12 protein-coding genes are annotated in these 13,632 nt (G+C 69.0%); 6 read left to right on the top strand and 6 right to left on the bottom strand.

The window, feature by feature from the left end:
• Positions 1 to 9 precede the first annotated feature (9 nt).
• Both AB3X07_RS19300 and AB3X07_RS19295 read right to left on the bottom strand, forming a co-directional pair.
• Positions 10 to 951 (bottom strand): electron transfer flavoprotein subunit alpha/FixB family protein, encoded by a 942-nt coding sequence (locus AB3X07_RS19300; RefSeq protein WP_369940399.1) that lies wholly within the window; start codon positions 949 to 951, stop codon positions 10 to 12.
• A gap of 93 nt (positions 952 to 1,044) precedes the next feature.
• Positions 1,045 to 1,791 carry an electron transfer flavoprotein subunit beta/FixA family protein gene (locus tag AB3X07_RS19295; RefSeq protein ID WP_010340209.1) on the bottom strand — a complete coding sequence of 249 codons (747 nt, stop codon included), beginning with the start codon at positions 1,789 to 1,791 and terminating at the stop codon, positions 1,045 to 1,047.
• Between the two features lie 224 nt (positions 1,792 to 2,015).
• Between AB3X07_RS19295 and rfbB the strand changes: the two genes are divergently transcribed.
• From rfbB to rfbD, 4 genes are read left to right on the top strand one after another with little or no spacing between them, the layout of a single operon-like run.
• Positions 2,016 to 3,071 carry a dTDP-glucose 4,6-dehydratase gene (gene rfbB, locus AB3X07_RS19290; RefSeq protein ID WP_369940396.1) on the top strand — a complete coding sequence of 352 codons (1,056 nt, stop codon included), beginning with the start codon at positions 2,016 to 2,018 and terminating at the stop codon, positions 3,069 to 3,071.
• Between the two features lie 58 nt (positions 3,072 to 3,129).
• Positions 3,130 to 4,017 (top strand): glucose-1-phosphate thymidylyltransferase RfbA, encoded by an 888-nt coding sequence (gene rfbA, locus AB3X07_RS19285; protein WP_369940395.1) that lies wholly within the window; start codon positions 3,130 to 3,132, stop codon positions 4,015 to 4,017.
• Positions 4,014 to 4,571: a dTDP-4-dehydrorhamnose 3,5-epimerase gene (rfbC, locus tag AB3X07_RS19280; protein ID WP_369940394.1), complete on the top strand. Its 558-nt coding sequence runs from the start codon at positions 4,014 to 4,016 to the stop codon at positions 4,569 to 4,571. The genes rfbA and rfbC overlap by 4 nt, the downstream gene beginning before the upstream one ends.
• Complete coding sequence (rfbD, locus tag AB3X07_RS19275) at positions 4,568 to 5,482, top strand: dTDP-4-dehydrorhamnose reductase (protein ID WP_369940392.1); 915 nt, start codon at positions 4,568 to 4,570, stop codon at positions 5,480 to 5,482. Before rfbC ends, rfbD begins: the two co-directional genes overlap by 4 nt.
• 87 nt (positions 5,483 to 5,569) lie before the next feature.
• Here rfbD and AB3X07_RS19270 read toward each other — a convergent pair whose 3' ends face one another.
• Positions 5,570 to 6,973: a mannose-1-phosphate guanylyltransferase/mannose-6-phosphate isomerase gene (locus tag AB3X07_RS19270; protein ID WP_369940390.1), complete on the bottom strand. Its 1,404-nt coding sequence runs from the start codon at positions 6,971 to 6,973 to the stop codon at positions 5,570 to 5,572.
• 41 nt (positions 6,974 to 7,014) lie between these two features.
• Positions 7,015 to 8,361, bottom strand: coding sequence for a phosphomannomutase (locus AB3X07_RS19265; protein WP_369940388.1), 1,347 nt, complete (start codon positions 8,359 to 8,361; stop codon positions 7,015 to 7,017).
• A 132-nt stretch (positions 8,362 to 8,493) separates the two neighbouring features.
• Here AB3X07_RS19265 and AB3X07_RS19260 point away from each other — a divergent pair, with 132 nt between their 5' ends.
• Entirely contained in the window at positions 8,494 to 9,231 is a 738-nt protein-coding gene (locus AB3X07_RS19260) for a CoA transferase subunit A (protein ID WP_369940386.1), read from the top strand.
• A gap of 1 nt (position 9,232) precedes the next feature.
• A complete protein-coding gene (locus AB3X07_RS19255; RefSeq protein ID WP_369940384.1) occupies positions 9,233 to 9,865 on the top strand; it encodes a CoA transferase subunit B in 633 nt (210 codons plus the stop codon).
• A gap of 18 nt (positions 9,866 to 9,883) precedes the next feature.
• On the opposite strand, the gene AB3X07_RS19250 is transcribed toward AB3X07_RS19255, so the two are convergent.
• Together AB3X07_RS19250 and AB3X07_RS19245 are read right to left on the bottom strand one after the other, a co-directional pair.
• Positions 9,884 to 11,950 carry a glycoside hydrolase family 99-like domain-containing protein gene (locus AB3X07_RS19250; RefSeq protein ID WP_369940382.1) on the bottom strand — a complete coding sequence of 689 codons (2,067 nt, stop codon included), beginning with the start codon at positions 11,948 to 11,950 and terminating at the stop codon, positions 9,884 to 9,886.
• The gene (locus AB3X07_RS19245) at positions 11,947 to 13,590 is read right to left on the bottom strand and encodes an electron transfer flavoprotein-ubiquinone oxidoreductase (protein ID WP_369940380.1); all 1,644 of its coding nucleotides are present in this window, start codon (positions 13,588 to 13,590) and stop codon (positions 11,947 to 11,949) included. The genes AB3X07_RS19250 and AB3X07_RS19245 overlap by 4 nt, the downstream gene beginning before the upstream one ends.
• Positions 13,591 to 13,632 lie beyond the last annotated feature (42 nt).

Raw genomic sequence — 13,632 nt, 5'->3', positions numbered from 1 at the left:
CGCCCCGCGTCAGCCCAGCGCCTTTTCCAACTCCGGCAACAAGGTGAACAAGTCACCGACCAACCCGATATCGGCGATCTCGAAGATCGGCGATTCCGGGTCCTTGTTGATCGCGACGATGGTGCCGGCGTCCTTGATGCCGGTCAGATGCTGGATGGCACCGGAGATGCCGACCGCCACGTACAGCTCCGGCGCGATGATCTTGCCGGTCTGGCCGACCTGCAGTTCGTTCGGCACATAGCCGGCGTCCACCGCCGCGCGCGAGGCGCCGACCGCCGCGCCGAGCTTGTCGGCCAGGCTGTAGATGTGCTTGAAGTTGTCCGCGGACCCCACGCCGCGGCCGCCGGAGACCACGCGCTTGGCGCTCTGCAGGTCGGGGCGGTCGGACTTGCCGGCGGCCAGGCCGACGAAGCGGGTGTGGCTCGGCAGCGCCGCGTCCACGCTGGCCGCTTCGACCGCCGCGTTGCCGCCCTGCGCCGCTTCCTGCCAGGACGCGCTGCGCACGGTGGCGACCACGATCTGATCGGCCGGCGCCTGCACGCTGATGATGGCGTTGCCGGCGTAGATCGGACGCTTGAACGCGTAGTCGCCGTCCACCGCCATCAGGTCGGAGATCTGGTTGACGCCGAGCAGGGCGGCCACCACCGGCATCAGGTCCTTGCCGAAGGTGGTGGAGGGGCCGAACACGTGGCTGTAGCCCTTCGCCAGGGCGGCGATCTGCGGGCCCAGCACCTGCGCGATGGCGTGTGCGTTGGCGGGATTGGCGACAGTGAGGACCCGGGCGACGCCGGCGATCTGCGCGGCCTGCGCGGCGACCGCCGCCGGATCGGCGGCCAGCACCACGATGTCGATGGCCTCGGGCGACAGGGCCTGCGCAGCGCTGACGCACTTGGCGGTGGCGGCGTTGAGCTGCCCGTTGAGGTGTTCGGCGACGATGAGGATTTTAGACATCACAGTGTCCTTTCAAACGTGGGGCGCTGGAAGATGCGAGCTTCGGCATTGAGAAGTCCGGCCATGGATGGCCGGGCTCTTGATCAGGGACGATCACAAAAGCCCCTTCTGCTTGAGTGCGGCCACCAGTTCGGCGGCATCCTTGACCATCACGCCGCGGCTGCGCTTGGCCGGCGGGGCGTAGTGGGTGGTGGTGAGGCTGTCGTTGGCCTCCACGCCCAGGTCGGCGAAGGCCAGCGTCTGCAACGGCTTGCTCTTGGCCTTCATGATGTCCGGCAGCTTGATGAAGCGCGGCTCGTTCAGGCGCAGGTCGGTGGTGACCACCGCCGGCAGGTCCACTTCCAGGGTCTCCAGGCCGGCGTCGACTTCACGCGTGACCGTCGCCTTGCCGTCGGCCACCACCAGCTTGCCGGCGAAGGTCGCCTGCGGACGGCCCCACAGCGTGGCCAGCATCTGCCCGGTCTGGTTGGCGTCGTCGTCGATCGCCTGCTTGCCCAGGATCACCAGGTCCGGCTGCTCCTGCTCGACCAGCTTGAGCAGGGTGCGCGCGGCGGTCAGCGGCTGGATCGCCGCGTCGGCGACCACGTGAATGGCGCGGTTGGCGCCCATCGCCAGGCCGTTGCGCAGGTGCGCGGCGGCGTCGGCCGGGGCGATGGTGGCCACCACCACCTCGCTGGCGATGCCGGCGTCGCGCAGGCGCAGCGCCTCTTCCAGGGCGATTTCGTCGAACGGGTTGGCGGAGAGCTTGACGCCCTCGGTCACGACGCCGGAGCCGTCCGGCTTGACCTGGATGCGGACGTTGTAGTCCACCACGCGCTTGTAGGCGACGAGGATTTTCATCTTGTACGAGATCCTTCAGCAGTGCGGGAAGGCCCGGCCGCGGCGGCTGGCGCGGGGCAGTGGGGAATTCTAACCGGCTGCGGAAGACCATGCGAGGGCGTATGGTTGGCGCAGGCGCGGGCCGCGATCGTCCCGCGCGGCCACCACGACCGGTTCATATAAAGCGTATATCCTGTGCGGTTTGGACAGCAGGCGCCGCGGCGCCGAATCAGGAGAGACACACAGTGGCGACTTGGCTCGTGACCGGCGGCGCCGGTTTCATCGGCGGTAATTTCGTGCTCGAGGCGGTGGCGCGCGGCATCCGTGTGATCAACCTCGATGCCCTGACCTATGCCGGCAACCTGAACACGTTGGCGTCGCTGGAAGGCAATCCCGACCACGTGTTCGTGCACGGGGATATCGGCGACCGCGACCTGGTGAGCCGCCTGCTGGCCGAGCACCAGCCCGACGCCGTGGTCAATTTCGCCGCCGAAAGCCACGTGGACCGATCGATCGACGGTCCCGGCGCCTTCATCCAGACCAACGTGGTCGGCACGCTCGGCCTGCTCGAGGCGGTGCGCGACCACTGGAAGGCGCTGCCGGACGGCCGCCGCGACGCATTCCGCTTCCTGCACGTGTCCACCGACGAGGTCTACGGCACGCTCGGCGAGACCGGCAAGTTCAGCGAGACCACGCCGTATGCGCCGAACTCGCCGTATTCGGCGTCCAAGGCCGCCTCCGACCACCTGGTGCGCGCGTTCCACCACACCTACGGCCTGCCGGTGCTGACCACCAACTGCTCCAACAACTACGGCCCGTACCACTTCCCCGAAAAGCTCATCCCGCTGGTGATCGCCAAGGCGCTGGCCGGCGAGCCGCTGCCGGTGTACGGCGACGGCAAGCAGGTGCGCGACTGGCTGTTCGTCGGCGACCACTGCGAGGCGATCCGCACCGTGCTGGCCAAGGGCAAGGTCGGCGAGACCTACAATGTCGGCGGCAACTCCGAGAAGCAGAACATCGAGGTGGTGCAGGCGATCTGCGCGCTGCTCGACGCGCGGCGTCCGCGCGAAGACGGCAAGCCGCGCGCCAGCCAGATCACCTACGTCGCCGACCGCCCCGGCCACGACCGCCGCTACGCGATCGACGCGTCCAAGCTGAAGAACGACCTGGGCTGGGAACCGAAATACACGTTCGAACAGGGCATCGCGCTCACCGTGGACTGGTATCTGAGCCATCAGGACTGGGTGCAGGGCGTGCTCGACGGTAGCTATCGGCTGGAACGGATCGGCACCGCGGCATAACGCGCGTCCATTGCAAGAGTCCGCACCTCCACGTGCGGACGTCACTAGGAAGCACCTCATGACACAACGCAAGGGCATCATCCTCGCTGGCGGCTCCGGCACGCGGCTGTATCCGATCACCAAGGGCGTCAGCAAGCAGCTGCTGCCGGTGTACGACAAGCCGATGATCTACTACCCGCTCAGCGTGCTGATGCTGGCCGGCATCCGCGAGGTGCTGATCATCAACACCCCGCACGAGCAGGCGCTGTTCCAGGCGCTGCTGGGCGATGGCGCGCAGTGGGGCATGGACATCCGGTACGCGGTGCAGCCGAGCCCGGACGGGCTGGCCCAGGCCTACCTGATCGGCCGCGACTTCGTCGCCGGCAAGCCGAGCTGCCTGGTGCTGGGCGACAACATCTTCCACGGCCACGGCCTGACCGAGACCCTGCGCCGCGCCGATGCGCGGCAACAGGGCGCCACCGTGTTCGGCTACTGGGTCAACGACCCCGAGCGCTACGGCGTGGCCGAGTTCGACGCGGCTGGCAAGGTCATCGACATCGAGGAAAAGCCGGCCAAGCCGCGCTCCAACTACGCGGTCACCGGGTTGTATTTCTACGATGGCCAGGCCAGCGACCATGCGGCGGAACTGAAGCCCTCGCCGCGCGGCGAACTGGAGATCACCGATCTCAACCGCCGTTACCTGGAAGCCGGCGAACTGCACCTGGAAGCGCTGGGCCGCGGTTATGCCTGGCTGGACACCGGCACCCACCAGTCGCTGCACGAAGCGTCGAACTTCATCGAGACCATCCAGTCGCGCCAGGGCCTGCAGGTGTGCTGCCCGGAAGAGATCGCCTTCGGGCAGGGATGGATCGATGCGGCGCAGCTGGAGAAACTTGCCGCTCCGCTGCTGAAGAACGATTACGGCAAATACCTGCATGAACTGGCTGTCCGAGGATCCGTTCCGTGAAAGTGATTGAAACCAATCTGCCCGGCTGCGTGGTGATCGAGCCGGCGGTGTTCGGCGACGCGCGTGGCTACTTCTTCGAGACCTGGAACGCCGAGCGTTTCGGCGCGCACGGGCTGCCCACCAAGTTCGTGCAGAGCAACGTCTCCACCTCGGCCAAGGGCGTGCTGCGTGGCCTGCACTACCAGTGGCCGCGGCCGCAGGGCAAGCTGGTCAGCGTGCTGGAGGGCGAGGTGTACGACGTCGCCGTCGACATCCGCCATGGCTCGCCGCACTTTGGGCGCTGGGCCGCGGTGGTGCTGAGCGCGGAGAACAAGAAGCAGTTCTGGATTCCGGAAGGCTTCGCCCACGGCTTCGCCGTGCTCTCGGAACGCGCGGTATTCAGCTATCTGTGCACCGATGTCTACGTGAAGGAAGCCGACGCCGGCGTGCGCTGGGACGATGCCGCGATCGGCGTGGATTGGCCGATCGCCGAACCGCTGCTGTCGGCGAAGGATGCCGTCGCGCCGTTCCTGGCCGATATCCCGGTCGAGCGTCTGCCGGTCTATCAGGCATGAGCGTGCTGGTCTTCGGCGGCAACGGCCAGGTCGGCCAGGAGCTGCTGCGCGCGCTGGCCGAGCAGGGGCCGGTGATCGCGACCACGCGCAGCGGCCGGTTGCCGGACGGCGGCGCCTGCGAGCGCGCCGATTTCGACCAGCCGCAGACCCTGGTCGAGCTGCTGGACCGGCTGCGGCCGACGGCGGTGGTCAACGCCGCCGCCTACACCGCGGTCGATCGCGCCGAACAGGACGCCGAGGCGGCGCATCGCGCCAATGCCGAGGCGCCGGCGACGATCGCCGCCTGGTGCGCTGCGCATGGCGTACCGCTGGTGCATTACTCCACCGACTACGTGTTCGACGGCCAGGGCACGCAACCCTATCGCGAGGACGCACCGACCGCGCCGCTGGGCGTGTACGGGGCCACCAAGCTGGCCGGCGAGGAGGCGATCCGCGCCTCCGGCGCGCAGCACCTGATCTTCCGCACGGCCTGGGTGTACGCCGCGCACGGGACCAATTTCTTGCGCACCATGCTGCGCGTCGGTGCCGACCGGGACGAACTGCGGGTGGTCGCCGACCAGGTCGGCACGCCGACCCCGGCGGCGCTGATCGCCGATGTCACCGCGCGCGTGCTGGCGCAGCGCGCGACGCTGCCGTCCGGCACCTGGCACCTGACCGCGGCCGGCGAGACCACCTGGCACGGCTTCGCCGAGGCGATCTTCGCCGAGGCGGTGGCCGCGGGCCTGTTGCTGCGTGCGCCGCGGGTGCTGCCGATCACCACCGCGGAGTATCCGACGCCGGCCAAGCGTCCGGCCTATTCGCGGCTGGACGTGTCCCGCCTGCAGCGCGATTTCGCGCTCGAGTTGCCGCAGTGGCGCGACGGCCTGCGCCAGGTCATCGGCGAACTCGCTGCGACGTCGCCGGCGACCTGACGCGGCGCGCGCGGTAGCACGCCGCGCAGCGGAAAAACAAAGAGCCGGGCAGTGCCCGGCTCTTTGCGTGTGCGGCCTGCGCCGGATTCAGGTGCGTCCGTAGGTGTCCTCGAAGCGCACGATGTCGTCCTCGCCCAGGTAGCTGCCGGACTGCACCTCGATCAGTTCCAGCGGCAACTTGCCCGGGTTCTTCAGGCGATGGGTCACACCCAGCGGGATGTAGGTACTCTGGTTCTCGGTGAGCAGCAGCACCTCGTCGCCACGGGTGACCTCGGCGGTGCCGCTGACCACGATCCAGTGCTCGGCGCGGTGGTGATGCATCTGCAGGCTCAGCGTGGCGCCGGGCTTGACCGTGATGCGCTTGACCTGGAAACGCTGGCCGTTGTCGATCGAATCGTAGGCGCCCCACGGACGGTACACCTTGCGGTGCCAGGTGGCTTCGGAACGGCCACTGGCCTTGATCTTGCCGACGATGTCCTTCACTTCCTGGATGCGCTCGCGGTGCCCGACCAGCACCGCATCGTCGGTCTCCACCACCACCACGTCCTGCAGTCCCACCATCGCGATCAGGCGCGAACCGTAGGCGTAGGTGTTGCGGCAGTCGATCTCGATCACGTCGCCGTGGTGTGCGTTGCCGTTGGCGTCCTGCGGCGATACATCCAGCAGCGCCGACCAGGAACCGACGTCGCTCCATTTCGCATCCAGCGGCACCACCACCGCGTCGGCGGTCTTCTCCATCACCGCGTAGTCGATGGAGTCGGAGGGGCTGGCGGCGAAGGCGTCCTTGTCCAGGCGGGTGAAGTCGGCATCGCGCTTGGCGGCCTGCCATGCCGTGGTGCAGGCATCGGCGATCGCCGGCTGGAACTTGCGCAGTTCTTCCAGGTAGCGCGAGGCGCGGAACAGGAACATGCCGCTGTTCCAGTAGTACTCGCCGGAGGCCAGGTAGGTCTGCGCGGTCGCCAGGTCGGGCTTTTCGACGAAGCGCTCGACCGCGCGCGCGCCGTCGCCGGTGGCGGCCTTGATGTAGCCGTAGCCGGTTTCCGGCGCGGTCGGCTTGATCCCGAAGGTCACCAGCTTGCCTTGCTCGGCCGCCGCGGCGGCCAGGCGCACCGCTGCCTGGAACGCCGCTTCGTCGCCGATCACGTGATCCGACGGCAGGACCAGCAACAACGGGTCGGCGCCGTCGCGCGAGGCCTCCAGCGCCGCCACGGCGATCGCCGGCGCGGTGTTGCGGCCCTTGGGTTCGAGCAGGATCGCATGCGGTGTCACGCCGATCTGCTGCAACTGCTCGGCCGCGACGAAGCGATGCTCCTCGTTGGCGACCACGATGGGCGCGTGCGCGGCGACCGGCGCCGCGCGCTGCCAGGTGGCCTGCAGCATGCTCTGCTCGCCGACCAGCGGCAGGAACTGCTTCGGATAGGACTCGCGCGACAGCGGCCACAGACGGGTGCCGGAACCGCCGGACAGGATGATGGGAAGGACGTCGCTCATGGGCGGGGGAACTCCATAGTGCGTCTAGGGGGAGGAAAGGATCAGCCGCGCAACAGTTCGGAAATCTCCTGCGTACGCGCTTCCAGCAAGGCCGCATCGCCACGCGTTTCCACGTTCAGGCGCAGCAGCGGTTCGGTGTTGGAACTGCGCAGGTTGAAGCGCCAGTCGGCGAATTCGGCGCTGACGCCGTCGGTGTAGTCCAGCGCCGGCGCATGCGAGGCGAAGTGCTCCATCACCCGCGCCACCGCCGCCTTGGCGTCGGCGACCTTGAAGTTGATCTCGCCGCTGCACGGGAACTTCTGCATGCGCGCCTCGACCAGGTCGGCCAGCGAGCGGCCGGATTGCGAGACCAGTTCGGCGATCAGCAGCCACGGGATCATCCCCGAGTCGGCGTAGGCGAATTCGCGGAAGTAGTGGTGCGCGCTCATCTCGCCGCCGTACACGGCGTTCTCGCTGCGCATCTTCTCCTTGATGAAGGCATGGCCGCTCTTGCACAGCACCGGAATGCCGCCGGCCTCCTCGACCTGCTCGATCGTGTTCCAGGTCAGGCGCGGATCGTGCACCACCTTGCCGCCCGGCTGCTTGGCCAGGATCGCTTGCGCCAGCAGGCCGACCAGGTAATAGCCTTCGATGAAGCGGCCGTTCTCGTCGAAGAAGAAGCAGCGGTCGAAGTCGCCGTCCCAGGCGATGCCGAAGTCCGCGCCATGGTCCTTCACCGCCTTGGCGGTGGCGTCGCGGTTCTCGGGCAGCAGCGGGTTGGGGATGCCGTTGGGGAAGTTGCCGTCCGGCTCGTGGAACACGCGCACGAATTCGAACGGCAGGTGCGGCGCCAGCAGGTCGACGATGGCGCCGGCGCCGCCGTTGCCGGCGTTGACCACCAGCTTCAGCGGCTTGAGCGTGCTGCGGTCCACGTAGCTGAGCAGGTGTTCGATATACGCGCTCTTGTCCGGACGATGATGCTCGGCGGCGGTCGGCGCGACGGCCGGCGCGGTGTCGGCGGCCACCGTGTCGCGGATCGCGAACAGGCCGGTGTCGGAACTGATCGGGCGCGCGTTCTCGCGCACCAGCTTCATACCGTTGTAGTCCATCGGGTTGTGGCTGGCGGTGACCATCACCCCGCCGGCCGCCTTCAGGTGGTCGGTCTGGAAGTAGACCTCCTCGGTGCCGCACAGGCCGATGTCGATGACCTCGCGGCCGCTGGCGCGCAGGCCGGCCGACAGCGCCGCCTGCAGCGCGGGGCTGGCCAGGCGCACGTCGTGGCCGACCACGACCGGGCCGCTCTGCAACTGTCCCGCCAATGCCACGCCGATGCGGCGGGCCAAGTCCTCGTTCAATTCGTCGGGAACGCGGCCGCGGATGTCGTAGGCCTTGAATGCGGGAAGCGACATAGGGAGGGACCTTGCATGGGGGAACCTCGAGTGTAACGTTCCGGCCCTTAATCGGTCATTGCGGCAGTGCGCAGCGGGCCGCGCGCGGCGAGCGGCTAAACTACTTGTCTACTTCCGATGCGGAGCTGGCGAATGAGCGACACCTCTACCCGGGCGACCGGGCGACGCGGCAAGCTTTTCCCCGATGCGGCCACGGCGCTGGCCGATGTGGTCGCCGATGGCCAGACCCTGGCGGTCGGCGGTTTCGGCCTGTGCGGCATTCCCGAGGCGCTGATCGCGGCCTTGCGCGACTCGGGCGCCAGTGGCCTGACCGTGATCTCCAACAACGCCGGCGTCGATGGTTTCGGCCTGGGCCAATTGCTGGCCACCCGGCAGATCCGCAAGATGATTTCGTCCTACGTCGGCGAGAACAAGGAGTTCGAGCGCCAGTACCTGGCCGGCGAACTGGAACTGGAATTCAATCCGCAGGGCACTCTGGCCGAACGCCTGCGTGCCGGCGGCGCGGGCATCCCCGCGTTCTTCACCGCCACCGGCTACGGCACGGTGGTGGCCGAGGGCAAGGAGACCCGCGAATTCGACGGCAAGCACTACGTGCTGGAGACCGCGCTGCGCGCCGACCTGGCGCTGGTCAAGGCGTGGAAGGCCGATGCCGCCGGCAACCTGGTGTTCCGCAAGACCGCGCGCAATTTCAACCCGGCCTGCGCGATGGCCGGCAAGCTCTGCATCGCCGAGGTCGAGCAGATCGTGGAGACCGGCAGCATCGACCCGGACCAGGTGCATCTGCCCGGTATCTACGTCGACCGCCTCGTGCACAACCCGCATCCCGAAAAACGCATCGAACAGCGCACCCTGCGCCAGAAGGACGCCTGACATGGCCTGGACCCGCGACGAAATGGCGCAGCGCGCCGCCCGCGAACTCACCGACGGCGCCTACGTGAACCTGGGTATCGGCCTGCCGACCCTGGTCGCCAACCACATCCCCGATGGCGTGGACGTGTGGCTGCAATCGGAGAACGGCCTGCTCGGCATCGGCCCGTTCCCCAGCGAGGACGAGGTCGACGCCGACCTGATCAACGCCGGCAAGCAGACCGTCACCGCCCGCGCCGGCGCCAGCTACTTCGGCAGCCACGACTCCTTCGCGATGATCCGCGGTGGCCATATCGACCTGGCCATCCTCGGCGCGATGCAGGTCAGCGAGAAGGGCGACCTGGCCAACTGGATGGTGCCGGGCAAGATGGTCAAGGGCATGGGCGGCGCGATGGACCTGGTGGCCGGGGTCAAGCGCGTGGTCGTGCTGATGGAACACGTCGCCAAGGACGGCAGCCACAAGATCCTGCCGGCCTGCGATCTGCCGCTGACCGGCGTCGGCGTGGTCGACCGCATCATCACCGACCTGGCGGTGTTCGACGTCACCGACAGCGGCCTGCTGCTGGTGGAAACCGCCGAGGGCGTGGACGAGGCCGAACTGGTCGCCAAGACCGGCGTGCCGTTCCGGCGCGCGTAAGCGCCGTGTCGGCGCCGCTCAGGCGCTGCGCTGCGCGTAGGCGTAGTCGGTGGCTGCCGGCGGTGGCTGGCCGAGCAGGTCGGCCGCGGTGGTGACCCGATAGCCGACGCGCTCGGCCAGCGGCGCCACCAGCCGCTCCACCGCATGCGCCAGGGTGGCATCGAGCTGCCCTTGCTCCGCCTCGAATTCCGACGGGCACAGGCCGCTGTCCAGCAGCGGCCGCAGCGCGTCCAGGCGGACCCAGAACATGCTGCCGGAGACGAACTGCGCCTGCTCCAGGCGTGCGTCGCTGTGGCCGGTCCGGCGCAGCAGATAGTCGGCGGCCGCGCGGTTGCCGCCCCAGAATTCGGCCAGCGGCAGCAGATGGCCTTCGGGCGCGACCAGGCCGAGCGCAGGCTCCTGCGCGAAGGCCTGCAACACGCGCGCGGCGCGGTCGGCGCCGGCCAGGCGTTGCAGCAGCTCGGAGCGCCAGGCATCGCCGTTGGGAAGATGGGTGCTGCGCTTGGTATGCAGTTTCAGCACCACGTCCACGCCGTCGCGCAGCAGCCGCTCGGCGGCGTGCAGGAACGGCAGGATGTCGCGGCCGCGGTTCTCCAGCACCATCAGCTCGGACGGCAACGCGCACGCGCGCAGGTGCGCCCGCACCGCATCGGCCTGGTCGGGCGCGGTGGTGACCAGCAGGCGCCAGGGCAGGGCGCTTGCGGCCAGTTGCGCCAGCAGTTCGGGCAGCACGTCCGGATACCACGCGTGGACGATCGCGTGCGGCGTCGTGTCGCGCACCGGCCGCGGCGCCAGCGCGCGGCCGGTGGCGTCGAGATAGGCATGGCCCAGCCGCGCATCCGGCTCCAGCACCGCGCCTTCGGCCCATTCGTTCCAGGCGTTGACGAACACCAGACGCTGCTCGGCGCGGCGACCCTGTAGCCGGGTATGGATGGTGGTGCGCATCCAGTCCTCGTAGCCGCGCGGTGACGCGTGCAGGTACACGCGACCGGCACCTGGGCGGCGTGCTTCGTTGTCCCAGCCCGGGTTGACGCCCGGATACAGCAGATAGTCGGGCAGCGGGCGCGCGGCGATCTCCGCGGCCAGGGCGCGCCAATCCAGCACGGCGCCGCTGTAGTCGGGATTGAGCAGTTGCTGGTCGGCGGCCAGCGAGCGCGGATTGCTCATGTTCGGCGGGAACTCGACCGCCGCGTCGAAACCGATGTCGCGCGGGTCCGGCCGCTCGAAACCCTGCACGTAGGCCAGGTGCAGTTCGCCGATGCCGTGCGCTCGGCACCAATCGCGCCAACGCGTGGCGGTGGCCTGCGGGTCGGGCAGCAGGTGTGGGCGGTACACCAGCAGCATCGGCCGGCCGTCCACGCGCAGACAGCGCGGGTCGCGCAGGTAGTCGGCGACGTGCGCGATGAAGTCCAGGTCGTCCTGCGCGCTGTGCGCCTGCGCCATCAGTACGTCGTCGCCTCGGCCGTCCCAGCGCCGCGACCATTGTTCGTTGGCCCAGCAAAGACAGAACGGCAGATCCAGTGTCGGATCGTCCAGCCACTGCCGCAGCGGCGTCTCCAGCAAGGTCCTGCCGCCGAACCAGTAGAAGTAGAAGCAGAACGCGCCGACGCCGTACTGCTTCGCCAGCACCACCTGCTGCCGCATGCTGTGCGGATTGCGCAGGTCGTAGAACCCGAGGTCCGCCGGCAGCCGCGGCTGCACGTGCCCCTCGAACTGCGGCAGCGAGCGGGTGACGTTGCGCCATTCGGTGAAGCCGGCGCCCCACCAGGCGTCGTTCTCCGGGATCGGATGGAACTGCGGCAGGTAGAACGCTACGACGGTGGCCGGCAGCGGCGTAGGCAACGGCGCCTGCTGCGAGGGCACGTAGCCGATCGCACGCTCGTCGGCGCGCGCGCGCGGCCGGCGTTCGCCGTGCCCGGCAGCGTCGCGGCCGCGCGGCGGGGGCGGGACCAGATCCGCATGGCGCTCCAGGAAGCGCGCGCGTAGGCGGTCGCGCTGCGCTGGCGCCAGGGGCAGGGCACGGAAGCCGGCACGCAGCGTCAGGAACAGCGCGGTCTTCAGGCGCGCGGGCAGGCCTGCGCTCACAGGTTCTGGTAGTTCGGCCCGGAGCCGCCTTCCGGCGTGACCCAGTCGATGATCGCGTAGGGATCCTTGATGTCGCAGGTCTTGCAGTGCACGCAGTTGGCGGCGTTGATCTGCAGGCGCTTGCCGGCCGCGTCGTCCACGATCTCGTACACCGCCGCCGGGCAGAAGCGCGTGCAGGGGTTGCCGTATTCCGCGGTGCAGCGGGTCACGCAGATCTGCGGATCGAGCACGTGCAGATGCACCGGCTGGTCCTCGTCGTGCTCGGTGGCGGCGAAGTACACGCCCTGCAGGCGGTCGCGGGGGGCCAGCTCGCGCTGCACGTAGTCGCGCTTGGGCTGCTCGTGCTCGCCCAGCCGGTCCAGGCTCTTCCAGTCGGCGCCGACCTTCAGCGTCCACGGCGAGGCGCCCTTGACCAGGGTTTCCCAGGCGCCGTTGAGCAGACCGAACCACAGGCCCTTCTTGAAGCCGGGCTTGATGTTGCGCACCTGGCGCAGTTCGGCCATCACCTCCGAACCGCGCAGGCGCGCGTCGAAGCCGGTCGGGTCGAGCGCGGCGCCGGCGGCGAGGTGTTCGGCGGCCAGCATGCCGCTGCGGATCGCCTGGTGGGTGCCCTTGATCTTGGGCACGTTGAGCAGGCCGGCGGTGTCGCCGATCAGCAGCGCGCCGGGCATCTCCACCTTCGGCAGCGACTGCCAGCCGCCGCTGGCGATGGCGCGCGCGCCGGCCGAGAGGATGGTGCCGCCTTCCAGCAGCGCCTTCATCATCGGGTGGTTCTTCCACTGTTGGAAGGCCTCCCACGGGCGGTATTCGGGGTCGTGGTAGTCCAGGCCGCTGACGTAGCCCAGCGCCACCTGGTTGTTCTCCAGGTGGTACAGGAAGCTGCCGCCGTAGGTCTTGCTGTCGGCCGGCCAGCCCAGGGTGTGCACGATCTTGCCGGGGCTGACGCGGCCCTCGGGCAACTGCCACAGCTCCTTGATGCCGATCGAGTAGGCCTGCGGATCGCTATCGGCGTCCAGCGCGAAGCGCTTGACCAGGCGCTTGGTCAGGTGCCCGCGCGCGCCCTCGGCCAGCACCGTGACCTTGGCGCGGATGTCGATGCCGGGGGTGTAGCCGGGCTTGTGCGATCCGTCCTTGGCCACGCCCATGTCGCCGATGCGCACGCCGAGCACGGTGCCGTCGTCGGCATGCAGGGTCTCGGCCGCGGCAAATCCGGGGTAGATCTCCACGCCCAGCGCCTCGGCCTGCGGCGCCAGCCATGCGCACAGCGCGCCCAAACTGACAATGAAGTTGCCGTGGTTGCGCATGCCCGGCGGCACGATCGGGAACTTGCGTCCGCCGTCCTTGCTCAGGTGCCAGAACTCGTCCTCGCCGGCGGGGACACAGATCGGCGGCGGGTTGTCGCGCCAGCCCGGCAGCAGCGCGTCCAGCGGCGCCGGTTCGATGACCGCGCCGGACAGGATCTGCGCACCGACCGTGCTGGCCTTCTCGATCACGCAGACCGAGATGTCGGGGTTGAGCTGCTTGAGCCGGATCGCGAACGCCAATCCGGCCGGGCCCGCGCCGACGGTGACGACGTCGTACTCCATGACGTCGCGCTCCACTGGCTCCGGCGCGCTGGCGCCGCCCTCCGTTCCCGTCATTTGGTCCGCTCCCGTTGGCTCGATCTGGCTGCCCGCATTTTC

The sequence above is a fragment of the Xanthomonas sp. DAR 35659 genome, from assembly GCF_041242975.1.
Lineage (GTDB): Bacteria > Pseudomonadota > Gammaproteobacteria > Xanthomonadales > Xanthomonadaceae > Xanthomonas_A > Xanthomonas_A medicagonis.
This window is presented reverse-complemented; position numbering and strand designations above follow the sequence as displayed.

Excerpts from the sequence above, each read along its gene's own strand:
- AB3X07_RS19300 (WP_369940399.1), bottom strand. The coding sequence starts at position 951 with ATGTCTAAAATCCTCATCGTCGCCGAACACCTCAACGGGCAGCTCAAC.
- AB3X07_RS19295 (WP_010340209.1), bottom strand. The coding sequence starts at position 1,791 with ATGAAAATCCTCGTCGCCTACAAGCGCGTGGTGGACTACAACGTCCGC.
- rfbA (WP_369940395.1), top strand. The coding sequence starts at position 3,130 with ATGACACAACGCAAGGGCATCATCCTCGCTGGCGGCTCCGGCACGCGG.
- rfbD (WP_369940392.1), top strand. The coding sequence starts at position 4,568 with ATGAGCGTGCTGGTCTTCGGCGGCAACGGCCAGGTCGGCCAGGAGCTG.
- AB3X07_RS19270 (WP_369940390.1), bottom strand. The coding sequence starts at position 6,973 with ATGAGCGACGTCCTTCCCATCATCCTGTCCGGCGGTTCCGGCACCCGT.
- AB3X07_RS19265 (WP_369940388.1), bottom strand. The coding sequence starts at position 8,361 with ATGTCGCTTCCCGCATTCAAGGCCTACGACATCCGCGGCCGCGTTCCC.
- AB3X07_RS19260 (WP_369940386.1), top strand. The coding sequence starts at position 8,494 with ATGAGCGACACCTCTACCCGGGCGACCGGGCGACGCGGCAAGCTTTTC.
- AB3X07_RS19255 (WP_369940384.1), top strand. The coding sequence starts at position 9,233 with ATGGCCTGGACCCGCGACGAAATGGCGCAGCGCGCCGCCCGCGAACTC.
- AB3X07_RS19245 (WP_369940380.1), bottom strand. The coding sequence starts at position 13,590 with ATGACGGGAACGGAGGGCGGCGCCAGCGCGCCGGAGCCAGTGGAGCGC.